Genomic DNA, 21,773 nt, shown 5'->3' with positions numbered 1-21,773 from the left:
GATTATAATTTATTGATATAGGGGTTGTCTTTAAATTTATTTCTCAGCTTGTTCAGGTTATACTTCACAGAGCTGTCAATCTGCTGATCGCCCACACGGAGCACGAAGCCACCGATCAGGGTTGTATCAATCTTTTCTTCTAATTCTACGCGCTGACCTGTCTGGGCTACTAGGCGCTGGCCAAGTTCGTTGCGAAGTTCTTCTGTAAGCGGCACTGCAGTGGTTACGCTGGCTGTTGTGATGCCTTTGTACACATTGTACTGCTTCGTAAACTCAGGAGCAATAAACACAAGCACCGACTCACGGCCTTTTTGGGCCACGATCTTAAAGAAAGCCAGGGTAAGGTCGTTTACTTTGCCTTTGAACACCGCATTGATCACGGCTAGTTTCTTGTCTGACTTCACTACTGGATTACGCATCAGGAGCTTCAGTTCTCTGTTCTGGTCAAGCACTTTGGCGAACAAATCCATGTCCTCCTTCACTTGCTCCAGTACACCTCTTTCCTGCGCCAGTTCAATCAGCGACTTTGCGTATCTCGAAGCAATTCTAATTTCTGACATATTGCTTTATTATGGCCTCTTTGCTATTTGAGCAGCCTGGCTATGTTGATACGATTAGTTAAGCGTTACTTCGTTGATGTAATCCTTGGCTAGCTCTTGCTGTGCCTGTGGGTTACTCAGCTCTTTGCGCAGAATGCGCTCAGCAATGTCCACTGAAAGTACGGCAGCCATGTTTTTCACTTCCGTAATAGCAGCGCGCTTCTCGTTTTCGATAGACTCACGCGCCTGCGCGATCATGCGGGCACCTTCTTCGTTTGCTTTCTGTCTTGCCGTCTCTACCAGGGCGTTACCAGCATCAGAAGCTTCTTTCAGGATCTTGTCACGCTCCATACGGGCTTCGGCCAGCAGTTTCTCGTTCTCAGCCTTCAGACCCTGCATCTCCAGCTTTGCTTTTTCAGCAGCGCTCAGTGCATTTTCAATAGAAGTCTCACGCTCGTTCAGCGCATTCATGATAGGCTTCCAGGCGAACTTGGAAAGCAGGAACAGCACGATGATGAAAGTCACCGTCTGCCAGAAAATTAAACCTATACCTGGGGTTACTAATTCCATTGTGTATGAATTTGAATAATTAGGTTTTAATCAGTTCACCGGCTATCAACCGGCATTGCTTTTAACTATTTAACTATTTTGACCTCTCCGTCCGGACCATACGTCCGGACGAGAGACCAAATACAAAGGATATTAGCCTTTGAAAGAGATTAGCAAGCAAACTACCACACCGAAAAGTGCAACACCTTCGATAAGGGCAGCCGCGATAATCATAGCAGTCTGGATTTTACCACCAGCTTCTGGCTGACGCGCGATAGACTCCATGGCAGAGCCACCGATTCTACCGATACCCAAACCAGCGCCAAGGGCAACCAGACCAGCACCGATACCGGCACCCATGATAGCCAAACCGAAGTCGGTTGTAGCTGCTACTGCTTGAAGCAAAATTGCTAACATAATTATAGTTATATATAGTTAAAAAATAAAAAACAGATTAATGTGCGCCATCTCCGTGACCGTGGTCACCTACATGATCGTGCTCTTCTACCGCTCCACCAAAATACATCGCTGAAAGCAAGGTAAAGATGTACGCCTGCAGCAGTGCCACGAACAATTCCAAGAAGAACATGAAGATTGCGAAGGCCACGCTTAGTGGTGCAACAAATATGCTCTCGAAGATAAAGATGAGGCTGAACAGCGACAGGATGATAATGTGACCTGCCGTGATGTTAGCAAAAAGACGAACCATCAACGAGAACGGCTTTGTCAGAATACCGATCAATTCCACTGGAATCATGATCGGAGCAAGCCAGGTAGGCACACCAGGTGTAGCAAATATATGCGACCAGTAACTCTTATTACCACTGAACACCGTGATCAACAGGGTCATGGTAGCCAACACCAGCGTTACAGCAATATTACCTGTCAGGTTGGCGCCACCCGGCATCAGACCAAGCAGGTTGTTAAACCAGATAAAGAAGAAGATCGTCAGCAGGTATGGCATGTAGCGCTCATACTTAGGACCAATGTTCGCCTTAGCTATTTCGTCACGAATAAAGATGATGATCGGTTCAAAGAAAGACTGTATACCTTTAGGAGCTCTGCCTTTACCCTTTGCGTAGCTACCGGCAATTACAAAGAACACCACTAACAACAGGGCCACACTAATGAAAAGAGAGGCAACGTTCTTGGTGATAGAGAAGTCCAGAAGAGAAGACTGATCAGCAGCCTGCTGGCCACTGGCATCCGCACGGTAGATGTGGCCGTGGCTCATCATATAGCCTTCGTAAGGTACTACCGCGTGATTTTCGTCATAGAAGTTACTGGATGAAAACACCTTTGGAGTACCGTTATCGATCAGGATAACAGGAAGGTATAGCGTTACACCATCGGCAAAATGCCAGGTATAATCATCTGCGATGTGATGGGTGATCATATCGCCTGGCTTAAACTCGCCGCCTTCCGCTGCAGCCTCTACCTGGGCAGAGATCGTCAGGAAGGAAAACAGTAAAATAAATAACTTCTTCATTAAGAGAGATTTAAAAGCAAAGTTAAAATCCACAAAAGCTATTTCTAGTCTTGCTTTTTCAATTGCGGTGCGAAGTTAGTTATTAAGCTGTAGATTTCAAACCCGGTAAATAGAAAATATAACGCGAAGAAGTTGAAAACGAACTGCAGCTCATTTTCGGAGTACATGTATATGTAAACAAATATAACGGCGATGCTGAGGATCATCCGGAAGCCCATCGAGCCAAAGTAGTACAGCTGAAAGTTATCCGGGTCATAGCCCACGCCTAACCGCGACACATAAAAGGCCAAGGCCGTAACAAGGACCATAAAACCTAAAATATACCAGACTAGCGGGTGAAGGAGCGCCGTGCCAGTATAAAAGGAGAGAAGGCCAATGCCGATGCTCACAACACCTGTGAAAATGAGGAGGTTTTTAAAGAATTTCAATGCGGTTACTTTTTATTTAAGGATACTATTACCAACACCATAGAGGCCACCACTGCCAAAACTAGCAGCACGATCGTCATCCAGGGGTTCTCATTGCCCATGCGCTCGTCCAGCGCCGAACCACCCCAGGCAGCCAGCACCATCGCCCCAATCATCTGGAAGGCCAACCCTGAGTACTTCAGGTAGCCTTTAAAAGAGTCTTCGCCCTTTGGCTTTTGTTCGTCTGGCTGTGACATGCGCTGGGTTGTTTTTCAATGATTTACAAAATTACACTTTTTTCATGGGGTTCTGTGCAATTCTACTTTAATTAGCCAGCTTTTCGGAGCGTTTCCGACGCCTTCTGAGGCCTGAAACCATTTCTTATTTTCGATAGTTCAATAGCGGACTCCAGGCTTTATCAACAACCCCTTACATAATTGGCATATTATTGTATTTTTGTAGATGGCTTACAGCTTGCGCGCTGTTTCAGCTCGGATACTTTCAGGTATAGCCAGGCCGTTATCATAAGATAAGCGCAGGGCGGGCCAATTATGCTGCACACAATTGATACTTTGAGCAAAAACTCACCATACCTTCTCTTCGTGCTAGCCTGCCTATTACTGGCGGGCTGTTCTGCTGAGCGCAATAATCCGCTCAGCAAAGCCTATCATAACACCACGGCTCGTTACAATGGCTATTTTTTAGCGAAAGAGAAACTGGATGCCATCGAGAAGAGCATACAGGACCAGACCGTTTACGATTACAACCGGCCCCTGCCCATCTTTCCACCCATCGACTCTGCTACTTATAAAGCACACGCCGCCGACCTGGAAGATGTCATCAAAAAAGCCTCTTTCCCGATACAGTACCACCCGAACAGCAAATGGATCGACGACAGTTACCTGGTCATCGGCAAGGTGCGCTTTTATGAACTCAATTTCCCGGAGGCTGCCCAGACATTCCGCTATGTGAACTCCACAGGCAAAGACCGCCACGTGAAACATGAGGCGCTGGTGTGGCTGATGCGCTCTTTCCTGAAACTGGGGGAGACAGACAATGCCTGGCAGGTGTCGGAGTTTCTGCGCAAAGAACGCCTGAACCGCGACAATGCCCGCGAGCTATACCTGGCCCGCGCCCAGTACCACCTCATGCAGGGCGATACCGCCGCCGTGATCGAGAACCTAGACCTGTCGCTGCCGAACTTTACGGAGCGGGACGACCAGTCGCGCGTACGATTCTCGCTGGCCCGCCTGTACCAGGACCGCGGCCAGAGCAAAGAGGCCTACCAGCAATATAGTCGCATCCTGCGCCGCAATCCGCCTTACGACCTGGGTTTCTTCAGCCGGCTATACCTTGGCCAGGTATCGGAACTGGACGATGCGCAGGACCTGAACCGCATTGCGGGCTACTACCAGAAAATGCTGCGGGATGAGAAAAACGCCGAGTACCGCGACAAGATTTATTACGAAATGGCTGTGTTTGAGCGCCGCCAGCAGCACTACGACAAAGCCCTGCAGAACATTGAGGAGTCTCTGAAAACGCCTGGCACTATACCTAACCAGAAAGCCTATACCTACCTGCTGGCCGGGGAGATCTATTTCGAGAACCTCAACAAGTACGACCTGGCACAGGCCTATTATGACAGCGCCGTGCAGGTATACCCGCAACAGGCCCTGGAGTATGAGCAGGTGCTCGAACGTCGCAATGTTCTGGCTGATTTCACGAAGCAATACAATACGATCCAACTGCAGGACAGTCTGCAACAGCTGGCTGCTATGAGCGAAGGCGAGCGTCTGACTTTTGTGCAAAACATTGTGCAGCAAGAAGAGGAAGCACGCTTGCAGGAGCAGGCCAAACAACTGGAGCAGGAAAAGCAGCGCAAAGCCCGTCGTTCTCAGGAGCAACAGGCAGCCGTTACGGTTGGAGGTCGTAATAACCCGGATGCAGCAGCAGCAGGAGGCAACAATACAGGAGGCGTATTTTACTTTGATAACCCGGCGGCCATGGCCACAGCCCGCTCCGAATTCGTGAGGCGCTGGGGCGACCGTCCGCTGCAGGACAACTGGCGACTCCTGAGCCGTGGCGAAACCGTAGGAAGTCAGGAAGAAGTGGTAGCGATGGAAGCTCCCACCGACACTGCAGCAGCTGAAACCGAAGAAACCCGCTCTGCCCGACTACAGGCCCAGGTCGAAACATACCTGCAAAACATCCCGACCACAACGCTGGCTTTACAGCAGTCCGAGAAGTTGCTAGAAGATGCCATGTTCCATTTGGGCAACATCTATGCGCAAAAGCTCAACTCAACGGAAGATGCGACTGCCACCTACGAGAAGTTACTGCAGCGATTCCCGCAATCCGAACATGCCGCCGAGGCACACTATAGTCTATACCTGATCTACAGCCGGGCAGGCAGCGAGCAGAAAGACACGTATTACACCAGGATCAAACAGCAGTACCCGAATACGATCTATGCCAAATTGGTAGACGACCCGAATTACATGAGTCAGAATGCACTTGACAACATCAAAGCGCACACACTTTATGACTCAGCTTTTGCGCAGTATGAATCGGGAGAGTATCAGCAGGCGACCACTTTACTCACAGAACTGAGCCAGGTATACCCGCTCAACGATATACCTGACAAGGTGGCTTTCCTACATGTGATGATCACTGCCCGTTCTGAAAGACCGGAATTGCTTCAGCAGCAACTACTGGCCTTTAAGCAGCAGCATCCTTCCAGTCCGCTGGCTCCTCGCGCCGACGAGTTGCTGAAGCGCTACCAGGACCTCGAGAGCAAACAACAACTTCGTCAGGAAGCACCTGCACCGCCCACGGCACAAAAACTGGACGAACGTACGCCGGAGCAACGGGTCAGCAACAGCATTGCCCTGGCATCGGCACGTGGCCAAAACACGAGACCGTTACAGCCGCGCCCACTTAACCTGAATACGATCCCTGACACTGCCATTGCTAAACCGGACACGGCTAACATAACTCAGACTGGCACACCTTTGGATACAACAGGTATAGTACAGGACACAGTAAGCACTCAGGTCGCAGAGGTTCAGCCTCCTGCCGCTGACCCGCTGGCTTATACCAGTGCTCCTGATTCGGCTTACTATTTTGTGATGCTATACCCTACGGAACATGCCGCTTTTAAGGAAATCGGGGCCAAGTATGAGAAGTATAACAACACATATTTCCGCAATCAAAAGCTCGCTGTAGAGCAGCAGCCATTTGATGGCAACAGGGGAATTTTGCTGCTGCGGGCTTTCCCTAACATGAAAGAAGCTCAGGCTTATACTATAAAACAAAAAGCGCCTCAATCCCCGATTGGCAAAATTAGAGGCGTAGAATTCATTACCTTTGCAATATCATCCGACAACTGGCAGAAGTTGCTTCAGAAGAAGGATATAGTAGAATATCTGAATTACTTCAGAACGAATAATTAACATGGCAACAACCACCCGCCCCAAACCAAAAACGGTATTCCCTAAGATCATTTCCACACTCTGGCTGCTCTTCCTGAGTAGTTTGGCTGTGTTCATACTTTACATTTATGCGGTCAGCGTCAATTTTCTGAACCTGTTCGGTGACCTGCCCAACATGCGTACGCTTGAGAACCCGAAAAGCGCCCTTTCTTCCGTGCTTTACTCAGCCGACAACAAGGAACTGGGCAAATACTTCCGCGAGAACCGTACCCCGATCGAGTTCACCGACCTACCTGACAACTTTGTGCATGCCCTGATGGCAACAGAGGACATCCGTTTTGAAGAGCACTCCGGTATAGACCCGGAGGCAATGGCGCGCGTAGCTGGCTCCCTGATGATCGGCAGTTCAAAAGGAGGTGGCAGTACCATTACGCAGCAGTTGGCCAAAAACCTGTTCCGTACCCGTGGCGAAGAGCTCAACAACGGCTACCTCAATGACAAGCCGGGTTTCCGTACGCTGATTCACAAAACAAAAGAGTGGATTATGGCCGTGAAGCTGGAGCAATCCTATACCAAGCAGGAGATTATGACCATGTACCTGAACATCTTTGAGTTCGGTAGCAACGCCTTTGGCCTGCAGTCCGCGTCGAAGACTTTTTTTGGCAAGGATGTTCCCGACCTGGAGGTACAGGAATCAGCTGTACTGGTAGGTTTGTTTAAAAACCCGAACTACTATAGCCCTAAATTCAAGCCGGAGAACTCAAAGCATCGCCGCAACGTGGTGCTCTCGCAGATGGTAAAGTACGGTTACATGACGCAGGCTGAATATGACAACCTGAAAAACACGGATATCGAACTAAAGTACCGGGTGGAGAATCAAAACATCGGCCTGGCACCTTATTTCCGTACCGAAGCCAGTAAGTTTTTGCTGAAGTGGTGCCGCGAGAATGGCTATGACCTGTATGCTGACGGACTTAAGATCTATACCACCATCGACTCACGCATGCAGCGCTATGCCGAGCAGGCAGTAGAAGATCACATGAAGGATCGCCAGAAAGAATTCTTCTCGCACTGGAAAGGCCGCAATCCGTGGATCGACCGCCAGGGCAAGGAAATCCCGAACTACCTGCAAACCGCTATTAAGCGTACCGATCGCTACCGCAACCTGAACAGGCAATTTGACGGCAACCAAGACTCTATCAACTACTATCTGAACAAGAAGGTCCCGATGACGATCTTTACGTACGACGGAGAGAAGGAAGTAGAGATGAGTCCGCTTGACTCGCTCAAGCATTACAAGCACTACCTGCAAACCGGTTTTATGGCCATGGAGCCGCAAACGGGTCATATCAAGGCTTGGGTGGGTGGCATCAATTATAAGCATTTCAAGTATGACCACGTGAAACAGGGTGCCCGCCAGCCGGGTTCTGTTTTCAAGCCTTTCCTGTACACAGCAGCTATCGAAAATGGCTACTACCCATGCTACGAAACACTCGATACGCAGGTATGTATACCTTTAGGCGACGGTACGATGTGGTGCCCGAACAACGCCGATAATAAATTCTCCGGCGAGAAATTCACGCTGCGCAATGCGATGGCAAAGTCTATTAACTCGATCTCTGCGTTCCTGGTGAACAAGCTTGGAGCTGAAACACTGGTTAAAACGGCCAAGCGCATGGGTATCACTACACCGCTGGAGGCAAATCCTTCGCTTGCACTGGGTGTAAACGACGTGACTTTGTTTGATATGGTGGGTGCTTACGGTACTTACGTGAACAGCGGTACCTGGATAGAGCCGAACTTCATTACCCGTATCGAAGACAAGCATGGCAATGTGCTGCACGAGTTTGTGCCAAAAACAGTTGATGCTCTGAGCGAAGAAACCGCCTATATGATGGTGCACATGCTGAAAGCCGCTGCTGAGCCGGGAGGAACTGCCTACTATGGCCTGCGCCATCGCAACGGACTCAAAAACGAAATTGGAGGCAAGACAGGTACAACCCAAAACTACTCAGATGCCTGGTTCATGGGTATAACTCCGGATCTGGTGGCAGGTGCCTGGGTTGGCGGCGACGACCGTTCCATTCACTTCCGTACCATTGCGCTCGGTCAGGGTAATAAACTGGCGATGCCTATTTATGGTAACTTCCTGCAGAAGGTATACGCCGACAAATCACTGGAAAGATCAAAAGATCCATTCCCTAAACCTTCTACGCCTTTATCGGTAGAATTAGATTGCGCTAAGTATAACAACGGCATGCCGGTAGACTCTTCGCAGCAAGATGAGTTTTACCAGGTTCCTGCCCCGATCGACTTAGATGCTTTCTAATGAGAATTAAGCATGGCTGCAAACGAGAAGCTGCGGGAGAAGATTTCCCATTTACCACATAAACCGGGCATTTATAAGTTTTTTGATGACGAGGGCATCATATATGTAGGCAAAGCGATTGATATCAGGAAGCGTGTCAGCTCCTATTTCAATCGCTCTGCCCAGCATAATAAAAAAACGCTCAAGCTTATTTCCAGGATAAAGGATATCGAGTTCACGATTGTGGACACGGAGGCTGATGCTTTTTTGCTGGAAAATAACCTCATCAAGCAGTACCAGCCCAAGTACAATATCCTGCTCAAAGACGGAAAGACGTATCCATACATCTGTATTGTGAACGAGCGTTTTCCGCGGGTCATCAGCACGCGCAACAAGATCAATGACGGTTCCCGCTATTTCGGTCCTTACCCGAGTGGCACCACCATGCACATCGTACTGGATCTTATCCGGACCTTATACCCTTTGCGTACCTGCACTTATAACCTGTCGCCGGAAAACATTGCAGCCGGCAAGTTCAAAGTATGCCTGGAGTATCATATCGGCAACTGCAAGGGTCCCTGCGAGGATCTGATTGATGAAACTACCTACAACCAGTACATCTCCCAGATCAGAAACATCCTCTCAGGAAACCTGGCCATCGCTAAGACTTATTTTAAGGAGCGCATGGCGGAGGCGGCCGCTGATTATCAGTACGAGCAGGCGCACCGCTACAAGCAAAAACTGGATTTGCTGGAAGACTACCAGGCCAAATCCACAGTTGTAAGCAACACGCTCTCGAATATCGATGTCTTTTCGATCACCTCGAATGAGAAGTGCGCCTTTGTGAACTACCTCAAAGTCATGAACGGCTCCATTATTCAGACGCAATCCTTGGAACTGCACAAGAAGTTGGATGAAAGCGACGAAGAGCTGCTTGCGACTGTGATCGTGCAGTTGCGACATGAGTTTGAGAGCACTTCCCGTGAGATCATCACTAACATCGAACTCACGCTTCCGCTGGATAATATCACCATCACCCAACCTCAGATAGGGGACAAACGCAAGCTGTTGAATCTTTCGTTGAAGAATGCGATGTATCTGCGCAAAGAGCGGGAAGGGCGACAGGAGCAGAACAAAAGTCTTGGAGAGCAGCGTGAAATGCGTGTGCTGGAAACGCTGAAAAAAGACCTCCGACTCACCGAGTTGCCCCGCCAGATCGAATGTTTCGACAACTCCAACTTTCAGGGGGACAATCCGGTTGCATCGATGGTGTGCTTTAAAAACGGCAAGCCAAGCAAGAAGGACTATCGCCACTTCCACATCAAGTCCGTGGTTGGCCCCAATGACTTTGAGTCGATGTACGAGATTGTCACCCGTCGCTACAAGCGACTTATAGAAGAGAACCAACCACTGCCGCAACTGATAATTATCGATGGTGGCAAAGGACAGCTCAGCTTTGCGGTAAAGGCGCTAAAAGACCTCGATCTTTGGGGTAAGATAGCGATTGTAGGTGTAGCCAAGCGGCTGGAAGAAATCTTTTACCCGGGTGATAAATTGCCGCTTTACATTGATAAGAAGTCAGAGTCTCTTAAACTGATACAGCGCCTGCGTAACGAAGCACACCGTTTTGCTATCACCTTCCACCGTTCCCGCCGTGATGCTGGTACTCTAAAGACTGAATTGACTGATGTGAAAGGTATAGGACCTACCACTGCTGATGCGCTTCTTCAGAAATATAGGTCTGTAAAGAAGCTCAAAGAACTCTCTCTGGCAGAATTAACAGAGGAAGTAGGCCAACGCAAAGCACAGATCCTTTTCGATTATTTTCATAAGGTTGAAGGACCGTCTTAGTTCGGGCGCTTTTGCGTTCTTATACCTTCAAACAGAATTGCCTTCGAACAGTATCGATGTCTGTTCCTTGATCTGCTCTTATTCTGCCTCCTTTCAATTTGCACTTTGGAAATTTAGACGCAGATAATATATAGCTTCTTTAGCCTATCTTATACCTGATTCCAGCAGAATGGCTATACCTTACTTACAGCAGTGATTACCTGGTTATGGCTTGGCCTAAAACAAAAAAGGGGGAGATCTTTTCAGATCTCCCCCTTTTCTTATGATTGTCTTGCAATTAGTAGCTCCACAGGCTGTACTCGTACTCGATCAACGCTTCTAGCGCTTCCTGAGCGGCTAACAGGCCTTTTTTACCACCACCATAGATATCACCCAGTGCTCTGTCGTTCGGGTTAGATATTTTGGTAATGTAAGAGCTAAACAGCCAAAGGTCGAATGCATCAGCTAGGTTCTTATGCTGCGCATCGTTCTGCGCGTTGTACCAGATAGCAGTTTCAGGGTTGTTTCTGAATACTTTCACCAGATCGCTCATTTTAAAGCTACCTACTGTCTGCTCAAAACCCAGTGGGTTAAGCGTAGCAGGCACTTTAATGCTGATCGTCTGAATGTCGTGGTACATACGGGAACGCTTCTTATCAAATACTACATTCTCTTTCAGCTCCAGCAGGTATAGCTGCTTTGCAAAAAATTCATTGCTTACGGGAGCTGCATCTTGCGTAGCAGTTGTACCAAGGGCAGCACCCCAGGCATCCTCTTCTTCCTCTTCCTGACCAAAACCAGCTGCGATTTCCTCCTCTGTCAAACCACCGCCCATATCTTTTCCGGTCATGTTTGCGATGAATTCCTCTCTGGATAAAGGTACATTTACAGAGTCTGTCTTATAGGCCACCAATTCGCCACTTTTTACAGCGTCGATCAAAACTTTGGTGATCTCTCTGTTTTCAGAAAACAAGGGTCTGTTTTGCTTTTCGCGCAAGTCGATCTTACGCCAAACCGTTTTCTTAAACAATACATCAGACTCCGGAATAGGTCTTGCTGATGGATTACTGGACTGCGTGGTAGACACTTGCTGTGCTACTGCTCCGTAAGAGAGCATCATACCAGCTGCTACACCTATTACTTTGATAAGTTTCATACTCCTGTAAGCTTCTAATCTTAATTAGTTAAGTGGGATAGTGAAGATACCGTCGCCTGTAGGTTTCGCATCAACTGGCGCTCCCTGGTAGTTCAAACGCTTCACTTGCAGTACCTCGATGGTTACGCGGTCACCTTTTCCAGCTTTTGCTGCAAAACGGGACAAGTCACCAGTTGGGCTCGAAAACTCAGCCTGGTCTACCGGATTTGATCCTCTAACCAGGAATGCTCTCCACTTTGTTACTCTATAACGAGCTTCGTTTGGCAAAAATTGTTTGAACCCTTCGTCTGCAATCGCCTGTATCTCAACTGATCTGATACCTTGAGCCGGTAAACCTCTCTTCTGGTCTACTGGTCTGCCATTCACCACAGTTTGTAGAGACGGTCTTGGCACTGGACGAACTTTGAATGTTTCAGAACCGATTGCATTACCACCGCTGCTTACGTTAAGCTTCACTTCAGTAGTAGTTGGGATAATGGTTACCTGACCTTTCTTAGCACCTTTGATGGCAGAACCACCAGAAGCAGAGAAGCTCGGATCATATACAGCACCCAATGCAGGAACCTGTACATTCAGTTCGTTCGCACAACCCAGGTATAGCGCCTGAACTGCAGCTGACTGAACCTGGATAACTGGTTTTGCTACGATGTATTCCTCTGTTACGTCGAGTACTTCCGGCTCTCCATTCTTGTCAATGATCACCTGACCTTTCCAGGTCTGCTTAGAGTTACCGTCAGCATCGTAGTTTGAAGCTTGAGCCGTGAATTCAATCTGGCCTTTACCGTCTACTACGTTGATTGGCTTACCCTGGAATGTCATCTTTGGCGTGATAGCATCAGAAGAAGCAGCGATAAACATATCAGCTTTATACTTGGTACCGGCAGCTACTGTCTTAGACTCAGCACGTGCCATCGCGAAGATTTTTTCGAACTTGATGATGTCAGCACCAACTTTTTGCGCCAGGTTCTGCAGAGCATCTGCCTCGTACTTCAGTACTTCGGCTTCTTTCTGAGAAAGAGTTGCAAGCGCTGCTACCAGTGGGGTAGCTTCAAAGTTCAGCTGGGCAAAGTCTTTATTGCGCTGAGCGCGGTCTTTAGCAGCCATTGGGTCAGTCTTTCCATCACGAGCCAGGATGTCCGGCATGTTTTGGTTGTACTGCTTCATGAACTTTGCATAGTTGTTCAAACGCTGCTCCAGCTCATAAGCCGCACCGTTTTTAGCACTTGCAGGTCCAATCATGGTTATTGCTACCAGATCTTCGGCACTAGGGTTTGCATATCCGGTTTTCTCTTCGTTCTCACCTCCTGTTTTTTCAATCAGTGTGTTACGAAGACCACGGATATACTCTACCAGCTCACCTGTCTCTTTTCTAACAGCATTGGCACTTTCCAAAACAGTTTTGTCCTTGTCTCGGTTACCGCCTTCGCTGACCTTGGATTTAATATTCGTTACAACTCCGCTATTATCCTTTAAAGTTTTATCGTTGACGTCTTTGAGACTTTCATCAATAAACTGAAACTTTAACAGGATAGCAGAGTTCACTTGCAGGGCGAGAAGTGCAGTCAGTACAAGGTACATCATACCGATCATCTTCTGCCGTGGTGTCTCTTTTCCTCCAGCCATTTTCTACTTAGTTACTGTTGTTTTCTTGTTGATTTAGGAAATGCGCAATTAACCTTTCATGGCTGTCAGCATGTTACCGTACACTGTGTTCAGTGAGTGTAGGTTATGCGTCAGTTTAGAAACCTCCTGCTTGAACTGCTCCGTGTCTTTGCTGGCGTCAGTCAGGTTTTCCATGGCCATGCTCAGGTTTCCGTAGAACTTGTTCATTGCTTTCAGGTGAGTGTTGGCATCCTGAAGCTCCATTTCGTAAACAGCATTTAAAGCACCTAAGTTTCTTGTCATGCTCTGTACTTGGGTATGATACTCTTGTGTATCGTTGGCGGCAACTGCCATTTGAGACAGTGCATCTGCTGTTGTAGCGTAAGCCTGTGTAATGCGGCCCAGCTCGTCACCGGCAGCTTTCACACGTACACCATACTCATTAGTAGCAGCTGTAGCCTGGCTCAAGTCAGCCATTTGTGCTGCAGTTTCGCTCAGTCTGTTCAGGCCCATGCCCAGTGTGTTGATGGTAGCTGGCGTAATGTCAGCGTCACGCATCATTTTGTCAAGTTCCTTTGTAACGGAAGTGTTGTTGTTCGACGCTGTTGTTGGGATAAGCGCCTCGCCAGTGTAGTCATCGGCCAGTTGTGGGTATACTCTTGCCCAATCCGGATCGTGTGGCTGTGGCTGGAACGCACTCAGCGCGAAGATAACGGCCTCTGTACCAAGACCTACGATCAGCATGATGTCGGCACCTGCCCAGTGCTGAATTTTAAACAATGCTCCGATAATTACGACTGCGGCACCAAGACCATAGATTTTGGGCATCAACACGTCGTACAAGAAACTGCGACCTCTAGCTTTGCTCATTTTGTTTTCAAAAATTAAATGTGAACGATTGGGTATTAAATTGTTAAGTTTTTAACTGTTAGAACACTTCGGTGGACTATCTGAACTCTCTTCCTGAAGAGCGTCCCAGGTAGATCATCGCGTTGCGGAAACCGATGTATGACCTGGCTGAGTCCTGGTATTCGAAGTTACGGGTACCAGTTTCGAGGAAGTATGCAATATCTTTCCAGGAGCCGCCTCTCACTACTTTGCGAGGCTCGTTGTCATCATAGTAAACAGGGTTCAAGTCCCAGGTAATCGGAACAGTAGCGTCAGCGTAGGCATCTTCGCACCACTCAGATACGTTACCGGCCATGTCGTACAGGCCAAAGTCGTTCGGGAAGAACTGGGCTACAGGAGCCGTGTAGGTAAAGCCATCGCTGTAGTAGTCACCACGGCCCGGCTTAAAGTTAGCCAGCAGACAGCCTTTGGCGTTACGCAGGTATGGACCACCCCAAGGGTAGGTTGACATATCGCGGCCACCTCTCGCTGCGTACTCCCACTCTGCCTCAGAAGGCAGACGGAATTGCGGCATTGGTGCCATGCCGTTATCGGCATTGGCCTGGTTCTTATGCTTCGTTCTCCAGTCTGAGAAATACTTGGCTGCAAACCAGTTTACACCCACCACCGGATATTCATCAAATGCAGGGTGAGAGAAATAGTATTCCATCAAGGGATCACCCATGTGGTAAGTGAAGTCGCGTACCCAAACGGTCGTGTCAGGGTATAGGCTTGTCATCACGAAGTCTTCGCCCAGCACATCGATCGAGTCGTTGACCATTACCTCAATAAACTGACGGTATTCGTTGTTCGTAATCTCGGTTTCGTCCATATAGAAGCCACCAATTGTCACCTGCTTGTTCAGGTTCGCCATAGTTGCCGCTATATCCTGATCTGCCTGACCCATGTGGAAAGTTCCGCCCGGAGCGGCGATCATGCCGTAGGGTACAGCCTGTGGATTGTAGTCTGGTCGATCCTCTGCGCCCACCAGGTCGCCTTGCGGTCCTCTTCTTAACCCACAACTCGCAAGCAGTACCACCGCCAAAGCGAAGGAAGACAGCTTTAATAGTTTGTTCATGATGACTTTGGAAAAAGTAAATTTTTTAGCAATTATTAATGCACACTATTTCTGGTGTAGCAAATATATTGAGAATTAGAAATAAAACAAAAACAATTGAAATTCTCACTTATTAATAATTTTCAAACGGTACAATATCAAGAATATTATACCATATACAATTTATTTTAACTGTATTTTTTCAAGAATACAGCTTTTCAGCGATAAATACAATATCCTGAATATTTATTTTGTGAAATTATAGCGAGGGGTTCGCACTGGAGGCCTGAACCGAACAACTGGCTCAGGTAATCGGTAGGAGACCATCACTTCGTGTGATGTTGGGGCCTTGGCCTCTTTATTAAATGTTGTGAGATCTAATGCATATCCTACCCGCAGCGCGTTGTCCTGCAACATCGCTATACCCACAAGCGCACTAACAGCTTCCTGATGCCGAAAATTCAATCCGCCCCAATATTTTTCATCAAATGTTATACGGGCGCCTGCATCAAACGAAAATGTCTCTGTATCATGCTTTAAGAGGGCTGTCGGGGTAAGCACTAATTGGTTGGTGAGCGGCAAATGGTAGCCGCCTGTCAGGTATAGGTGGTTCTCGCCTACAACGCGGCCACCTTCTGTGTTATCCACGTTCATAAACTGGTAGCTTGAACCCAGCAAATTGGTCACGCCGGCGCCTGCATAGAACTGCTCTGACTCATACCAGACCCCAGCCCCCATGTCAAATTTAGAGTCGGAACTGTTGAAGGGAATGTTCGGGTCGCCCTCGTCGATAAAACGGTAGCTGCCCTTTCTTATATTATTTATATTGCCCTGCAGGCCGATGCCCAACTTGCCTTCGCCCACTTTCAGGTGGAAAGAATAAGAAATGGCCGCCTGTTGTATGCGGGTGTTGGCAATCTGATCCTGCATGAGGGTTATACCTAAACCGCCCTTTAAAAGGCGCACCGGGGTGTGCGCTGTCAGGAGCAAGGTACGCGGCGAACCGCCATCGTCAAACGAGGCATCGTAGTTCAGCCACTGGTAGCGGTAGATAGATTGTATTTCCGGGCGATTGGTTATACCTGCGTAAGCCGGGCTGATATACATGCCGTTGAATCCGTATTGGGTAAATTGAGGTTGTTGCTGCGCCCAGGAGTTCAGGTGGCAGATTAACAACAACAAAACGACAGGTATAATCTTTTTCATAGAATGTTGCAGCCAAGCAAACGTTAACTGGACGTTAAAGAGCCAGAGTTGAACCAAATATATATATTAAACAGTAAAACGCAAAAGCAAGCAGATGGTTGATTCTGCTTGCTTTTGCGTTTTACTGTTTTACCCGACCTTTAAGTAGGTTCGCTTATTTCTTCTGGTTCTGTATGTATACCTCTATGGCTCCCGTCATGGAAGGGGCGTTTGGCATCGGCGCCTCTATGTCGAGTTCCAAACCGGCATCGCGCACCGCTTTGGCTGTAGTTGGGCCAAAAGCCGCAATGCGGGTGTTGTTCTGCTTAAAGTTAGGAAAGTTGATGAACAGCGAGCTGATGCCTGAGGGGCTGAAAAAGGCAATGCAGTCGTAGGTCACATCGTCCAGGTCCGACAGGTCGGCTTCTACTGTTTTGTAAATGATAGCCTCCGTGTGCTTGATCTTATTCGTTTTCAGGAAACCCGGAATATCGTCTTTGCGGATGTTGGAGCAAGGATACAGGAAAGTTTCGTTCTTGTGCTTCTTGATCACCTCAAACAGATCCTTGGCTGTTTTCTCGCCTACAAACAACTTGCGCTTGCGCAGGGTGATGTATTTCTGGAGGTAGTAAGCCGTCTGGTCCGAAATACAGAAGTACTTCATGTCAGCCGGCATTTCAATTTTACTTTCCTGGCAAATTCTGAAAAAGTGGTCCACGGCGTTGCGGCTGGTGAAGATCACGGCCGTATGCGAGAGGATGTCCACTTTGTCTTTGCGGAACTCTTTGAAGGAAACAGGTTCTACCTCGATAAACGCCCTGAAATCCACCTTAATCCCGTACTTGTCTGCTATAGAGAGATAGGGAGAGTTGTCGGTAGTAGGCTGTGGTTGCGTCACGAGAATGCTCCTGATCGGAATTTTATGTCTTTCAGGATTTGCCCAAGCCTTTTCTTTGCTTTCAGCCATAGAGTATGGAAGTCTGTTTATTATATATTAGCCGCCTGCCGAAACCGTCGATTTTGTGTTTTTAAAAGTTAAACACAATAAACTTCAACATGATGGTCAACGGAATCACTTCTGTGGCGCAAAGGTAAGAAAATAAATGCAAATTTATCACAGATGTCTGCTTATTTACTGTCACAAACACACGAATAACCGTGATTACCAGCAGCAAAAGGACCGCCATGCTCGAAACTGTGAGTACGGCATCGGGGGCTACGTGGTTAAGCGACAGGTATAGCAGCATAACCACTGGTAGAAAGAGGCCCAGAAACAACAGAGAACGCAGAAACTCACTGAATTGGACCTGCACAATCTGCTCTAATCCGAAAATATAACCCATCACTTTCAGGAAAAAGTACTTTAGCAGGACGACCGCGAAGATCAGGAAGGTATAGAACAGGATCTTGGTCGTTATATCGGCCTCTGACACCGGAAACAGGCGGTTGAAAATGCGTACATGCTGCACATTGGTATGGATGGCCGCAATCAGCAAGGCCATGGACATGGAAAAGGCGATGATAAAGAGCATGCCGGACCAGGTGCTGAGCGGTTTTGCCAGGATGCCTTCGTCCAGCGACCGGGTGCGCCAGAAGGACTGCACCCCAAACACCGCCTGAAAGTCGGAGGGGAACGTGGTTTTCAACCCGCCATACAGCAGCCCGATCAGCAGCGTGAAAATGATGAACGCATTCTGGTTCACGTACTCCCGCAGCCGTACCGAGAAACTCCCCTGCATGGTTTCGCTGTCGGCTCGCTCTGTCTGTACCCTGTTGCGGAAAGAACCTATGTTGGGGTGCTGCGACGGATGCCATACCGACAACAGGTAACGCCCGTTCACCGGCTTCACCCGATTGTTCCACGTGGACAGGTCGAAGGTATAGGTAGAAGTAGAGTCGGCCGTGAAGATGAGCTGATTGTTCAGGAAAAGACACAGGTCTTTCTGGGCTGTAAATTCAATCACAAAAGGCTTGGCAGGCGCCATGGTCACCCATTGATGTACCACACTGTAGCCGCCGTGCAGGGTCGCAGCATAAGGCACCAGGTCACTGGAGCCGGCATCGTATACCTGCCAGTTGCCATTCAGGGTGTTCTTCTGCTCCAGTGGCAGCACCTGGGCCTGTAGCGGCCAGGTCAGTACCAAAAGCAGTAGCATCAGCCCGAAGCTATACCTTATGCGGTTTGTGAAATTCACGGTCAGGGTGAAAAATTTGAGAAGCTATACCTTAAGAATGCAATACACCCTGCATCTGCAGCATGCTGATATCGATGAGGTGCTCATCGGTGATCGAGTCGGGCACGAACACAAAGCGCTTGTCATAGATCTTGCCATCGATGTAGTAGCTCACCCAGTACTCGTTGTTAAGCTTGAAAACCGACGGGTCAATGACTTCCACCTGCACAAAGCTTTTGGCCTCCACACGCTCAAACATGTGTCGCAGCACAGAGGTTTTTACTTCTTCCTCCTCTATAGTGCCATAGCCTTTGGATGTGACAAACACATTTTCGAGGGCCTCACTATTGTTGTTGATCAAGTATACGTTCCAGATGCGCTCCTCCGGCGACTCGCCCGTGAAGGCAATGGCCACGGCCACACCCTGAACCGGGGTGAAATCTATGTCCTTCTTCATTTAATCTTTTGTAATGCTTGCCTCAAAAAGGGTTGCCAGGTGGCCCAGGAGTTTTTCCTCCACTTCTGCCATCGGCAATTCGCGGCCCAGCTCTTTTGCCAGCGACGTTACCTGCTTGTCGGTAATGCCGCAGGGCACGATGTTGTTAAAATAGTCTAAGTCTGTGTTGATGTTGAAGGCGAAACCGTGCATGGTCACCCAGCGGCTGCACTTCACGCCCATAGCGCAGATCTTGCGCGGATTCTTCTGCTCCACATGGTCCAGCCATACGCCGGTGAGGCCAGGTATACGACCCGCTTCTATCCCGTAATCTTTCAAGGTCAGGATGATCCCCTCTTCCAGAAAACGCAGGTATTTGTGTATGTCGGTAAAGAAGTGGTCCAGATCCAGGATCGGGTAGCCCACAATCTGTCCCGGTCCGTGGTAGGTGATATCGCCGCCACGGTTGATCTTGTAGAAAGTAGCGCCTTTGGCCTTCAGCCCTTCTTCGTTAATCAGCAGGTTAGACTCGTGTCCGCTCTTGCCCAAGGTATAGACGTGCGGGTGGGAGCAGAAAAGCAGGTAGTTCGGCGTCACCTCCTGCGCTTCGGGAGCAGCATTTCGGTTGCGGGACTTCATATCCAGTACACCTGTAAAGAGCTTGTCCTGATAGTCCCAGGCCTCTTTGTAATCGATCAGCCCCAGGTGCTCAAATTGTATGGTCTTGTTCTGTGACACGTCTTTTCTCCCTTCTCTCAAGGTATAGCTCAGGGCTAGCTATGATGCCAACCGATACTCTATACCTCTAGTTTTCAACAAAGATACGGTCGCTTGCGGGCATACGCAAACAACTACTCCGGCTGCCGTAATAAAACCAGCGGCCGCTCTTACAAGTTTAAAGCTCTTATGACGACACCGCAAGCACCACACCTCTCTACCGGCGCCAACGGCGAAGACCTGGCCTGCGACCTGCTGCACCAGAAAGGCTATCACATTTTGCAACGCAACCTGCGCATGGGCAAAGCCGAGATCGATATTATTGCCCGCCAAAATGATGTATTGGTGTTTGTAGAAGTGAAAACCCGAACCAACGACAGCTTTGGCTATCCGGAGGAGTTCGTGAACCGCCGTAAGCAACGCATGATCCTCAACGCGGCGGACGCTTATATCGTGAAAACAGGCTGGCAGGAAGACATTCGCTTCGATATTATTGCCATTACGATGAGCAAACCGCCGGAACTGTTCCACATCGAAGACGCCTTTCATTGATACGACAACATTTCATCTAGCGCCCCTGCTGAAGTTTCACAGAGCAGATACTACATACTTACTTCCAGCTATATGCAGCCATATTTGCAACTCTTCTGACAGAGCCATCAGACAAAAACGGGTATTGTTTCTTTAATCTTTCTGTAGTTTGGTTATAAGCGTCATTAAGCTCAAGCGACAGCCAAAACTCTGATTGGCTTGCAAAGTCGTAAATTGAAATTATTTGATTCAGTATATCAATGCCATATTGCACTTTAATCTCCTGCTTAGTCTCATCTGTCCACCATGTCTTTAGATGCTCACTGATAGCCTTATCAACTCTATTTTCGTCGGATATTGACATGATGTAGCCGAGCAAATTAATTAGATTACATTACAGAGAGCGAAAGGCTATACCTATACCTTAGCGACTCGAAGCCCGCTTATCCAGCTTGTCTTTCTCGTAGATGAGAGTACCGTGGCGGTCGTATTGCTTCACCAGGACTGGCTCTGCCTGCGGCTCGTAAGGTGTTTTAGGGTATTGGTACTCGAACTGTCGGCGTGCCCTGAAGTCGAAGTGCTTCACCCAGAGGCCCACTTTGCGGCCTTTCTGGTATTGTCCCATCCACTCAAGCTGGCCGTTTTCATAGAAGCGGTAATAAGTCCCCTGCACTTCGCCATAGGCGTAGGGTATCACTTCTTTTATCTTTTTGGTGCCCTCGTAATACTTCACCACGGCATCGCGCAGATAGCCTTTCTCAAAATGCTCCTTTGCCAGCAGTATCCCATCGCGGTTGTAGCGTTCCCAGCGCAGGTGTTTGGTACCGACATAAAAGTAGCCTTCTTCGACTACTTCGCCGCCCTGCTCTTTTTTGTAAGGGCCATGCAATACCTTGTGCTGCTCCGGGTCAAGTTCGCCGCGCGTTTTGTAGAGTTTGCGACGCTTGGTATCATAGTAGTATTTCTCGGGGGCGTAAGGGTCCGGCTGCTGAAACTCTACCAGGTAACTGAAAGACTCGATTACTTCACGGGGGCCACGACCACCTGTCTTCACGAAGCCTCGGGCCACTCTGTCACCCATAAAGTAACGCTTGTCGGCTTTCTTCTTGCGCTTTTTGGGCTGCTTTTCCTCTACCTTATCCAGCGAATCGCCTATCTGCACAATAGGCTTGGCGGTATCAGCCAAAGCAATAGCATCAGCTTTTGAGCTCTCTTTTTCAGCGGCCCGGCTCAGGTTGTAATCGCTGTTGTAAGCCGTGGGCTTGCAGGCCGCAACACCCAGCACCACAGACAAAACAAACCCGACAAGATAGAGCGTGTGCCTCATGTGTTTTCGTTCAGATAAATGCACTTCTGTTGTTTCCAAAAAGCTATACCTTGTTTAAGGTAACGTAAATATGCAGATAAATCATATACCTGCCAACTACCGGTCTGCCAGGTATAGTCCCTATAACTTTAAGCCCGGCGCCTTAGT

General features: G+C 48.5%; 21 protein-coding genes. 4 read left to right on the top strand and 17 right to left on the bottom strand.

All coding sequences use genetic code 11. The features are described from left to right. Positions 1–2: 2 nt before the first annotated feature. The 6 genes from atpH to L1278_RS05815 form a co-directional block, all read right to left on the bottom strand. Positions 3–560, bottom strand: a complete 558-nt coding sequence (atpH, locus tag L1278_RS05840) for an ATP synthase F1 subunit delta (RefSeq protein WP_220627318.1) — start codon at positions 558–560, stop codon at positions 3–5. A 54-nt stretch (positions 561–614) separates the two neighbouring features. After that, positions 615–1,109 (bottom strand): F0F1 ATP synthase subunit B, encoded by a 495-nt coding sequence (locus L1278_RS05835; protein ID WP_220627317.1) that lies wholly within the window; start codon positions 1,107–1,109, stop codon positions 615–617. 132 nt (positions 1,110–1,241) lie between these two features. Continuing rightward, a complete protein-coding gene (gene atpE, locus L1278_RS05830) occupies positions 1,242–1,505 on the bottom strand; it encodes an ATP synthase F0 subunit C (RefSeq protein WP_007653345.1) in 264 nt (87 codons plus the stop codon). A gap of 37 nt (positions 1,506–1,542) precedes the next feature. Beyond that, the gene (atpB, locus tag L1278_RS05825) at positions 1,543–2,577 is read right to left on the bottom strand and encodes a F0F1 ATP synthase subunit A (RefSeq protein ID WP_253401827.1); all 1,035 of its coding nucleotides are present in this window, start codon (positions 2,575–2,577) and stop codon (positions 1,543–1,545) included. A 44-nt stretch (positions 2,578–2,621) separates the two neighbouring features. Next, the gene (locus L1278_RS05820; RefSeq protein ID WP_253401825.1) at positions 2,622–3,005 is read right to left on the bottom strand and encodes a hypothetical protein; all 384 of its coding nucleotides are present in this window, start codon (positions 3,003–3,005) and stop codon (positions 2,622–2,624) included. Between the two features lie 5 nt (positions 3,006–3,010). Then, the gene (locus L1278_RS05815) at positions 3,011–3,241 is read right to left on the bottom strand and encodes an AtpZ/AtpI family protein (protein WP_253401823.1); all 231 of its coding nucleotides are present in this window, start codon (positions 3,239–3,241) and stop codon (positions 3,011–3,013) included. A gap of 315 nt (positions 3,242–3,556) precedes the next feature. On the opposite strand from L1278_RS05815, the gene L1278_RS05810 reads away from it, so the two are divergent. The 3 genes from L1278_RS05810 to uvrC are packed head-to-tail and all read left to right on the top strand — an operon-like array spanning position 3,557 to position 10,574. Continuing rightward, positions 3,557–6,436, top strand: coding sequence for a tetratricopeptide repeat protein (locus L1278_RS05810; RefSeq protein ID WP_253401821.1), 2,880 nt, complete (start codon positions 3,557–3,559; stop codon positions 6,434–6,436). A 1-nt stretch (position 6,437) separates the two neighbouring features. Beyond that, entirely contained in the window at positions 6,438–8,744 is a 2,307-nt protein-coding gene (locus L1278_RS05805; RefSeq protein WP_253401818.1) for a penicillin-binding protein 1A, read from the top strand. 12 nt (positions 8,745–8,756) lie between these two features. After that, a complete protein-coding gene (uvrC, locus tag L1278_RS05800) occupies positions 8,757–10,574 on the top strand; it encodes an excinuclease ABC subunit UvrC (protein WP_253401816.1) in 1,818 nt (605 codons plus the stop codon). Between the two features lie 277 nt (positions 10,575–10,851). Here uvrC and gldN read toward each other — a convergent pair whose 3' ends face one another. The 9 genes from gldN to lipB all read right to left on the bottom strand — a co-directional run bounded on the left by gldN (position 10,852) and on the right by lipB (position 19,789). Beyond that, positions 10,852–11,709, bottom strand: coding sequence for a gliding motility protein GldN (gldN, locus tag L1278_RS05795; RefSeq protein WP_253401814.1), 858 nt, complete (start codon positions 11,707–11,709; stop codon positions 10,852–10,854). Between the two features lie 24 nt (positions 11,710–11,733). Continuing rightward, positions 11,734–13,332, bottom strand: a complete 1,599-nt coding sequence (gldM, locus tag L1278_RS05790) for a gliding motility protein GldM (RefSeq protein ID WP_253401812.1) — start codon at positions 13,330–13,332, stop codon at positions 11,734–11,736. Between the two features lie 48 nt (positions 13,333–13,380). Beyond that, a complete protein-coding gene (gldL, locus tag L1278_RS05785) occupies positions 13,381–14,181 on the bottom strand; it encodes a gliding motility protein GldL (RefSeq protein ID WP_253401810.1) in 801 nt (266 codons plus the stop codon). A gap of 76 nt (positions 14,182–14,257) precedes the next feature. Beyond that, the gene (locus L1278_RS05780; protein ID WP_253401808.1) at positions 14,258–15,277 is read right to left on the bottom strand and encodes an SUMF1/EgtB/PvdO family nonheme iron enzyme; all 1,020 of its coding nucleotides are present in this window, start codon (positions 15,275–15,277) and stop codon (positions 14,258–14,260) included. Between the two features lie 225 nt (positions 15,278–15,502). Further along, entirely contained in the window at positions 15,503–16,462 is a 960-nt protein-coding gene (locus tag L1278_RS05775; protein WP_253401806.1) for a type IX secretion system membrane protein PorP/SprF, read from the bottom strand. Positions 16,463–16,616: 154 nt separating this feature from the next. Further along, positions 16,617–17,408, bottom strand: coding sequence for a uroporphyrinogen-III synthase (locus L1278_RS05770; protein ID WP_253401804.1), 792 nt, complete (start codon positions 17,406–17,408; stop codon positions 16,617–16,619). A gap of 61 nt (positions 17,409–17,469) precedes the next feature. Further along, positions 17,470–18,636 carry a DUF4271 domain-containing protein gene (locus tag L1278_RS05765; protein ID WP_253401802.1) on the bottom strand — a complete coding sequence of 389 codons (1,167 nt, stop codon included), beginning with the start codon at positions 18,634–18,636 and terminating at the stop codon, positions 17,470–17,472. 31 nt (positions 18,637–18,667) lie between these two features. Then, a complete protein-coding gene (locus L1278_RS05760; RefSeq protein WP_253401800.1) occupies positions 18,668–19,072 on the bottom strand; it encodes a hypothetical protein in 405 nt (134 codons plus the stop codon). Further along, on the bottom strand, positions 19,073–19,789 hold the full coding sequence (gene lipB / locus L1278_RS05755) for a lipoyl(octanoyl) transferase LipB (protein ID WP_253401798.1): 717 nt from the start codon (positions 19,787–19,789) through the stop codon (positions 19,073–19,075). A gap of 168 nt (positions 19,790–19,957) precedes the next feature. Between lipB and L1278_RS05750 the strand changes: the two genes are divergently transcribed. After that, positions 19,958–20,320 carry a YraN family protein gene (locus L1278_RS05750; protein ID WP_253401796.1) on the top strand — a complete coding sequence of 121 codons (363 nt, stop codon included), beginning with the start codon at positions 19,958–19,960 and terminating at the stop codon, positions 20,318–20,320. Between the two features lie 58 nt (positions 20,321–20,378). On the opposite strand, the gene L1278_RS05745 is transcribed toward L1278_RS05750, so the two are convergent. Both L1278_RS05745 and L1278_RS05740 read right to left on the bottom strand, forming a co-directional pair. Further along, entirely contained in the window at positions 20,379–20,663 is a 285-nt protein-coding gene (locus L1278_RS05745; RefSeq protein WP_253401794.1) for a hypothetical protein, read from the bottom strand. 60 nt (positions 20,664–20,723) lie between these two features. Further along, positions 20,724–21,626, bottom strand: a complete 903-nt coding sequence (locus tag L1278_RS05740) for a toxin-antitoxin system YwqK family antitoxin (RefSeq protein WP_253401792.1) — start codon at positions 21,624–21,626, stop codon at positions 20,724–20,726. Positions 21,627–21,773 lie beyond the last annotated feature (147 nt).

Source organism: Pontibacter sp. HSC-36F09 (genome assembly GCF_024171605.1).
Taxonomy (GTDB): Bacteria; Bacteroidota; Bacteroidia; order Cytophagales; family Hymenobacteraceae; genus Pontibacter.
This window is presented reverse-complemented; position numbering and strand designations above follow the sequence as displayed.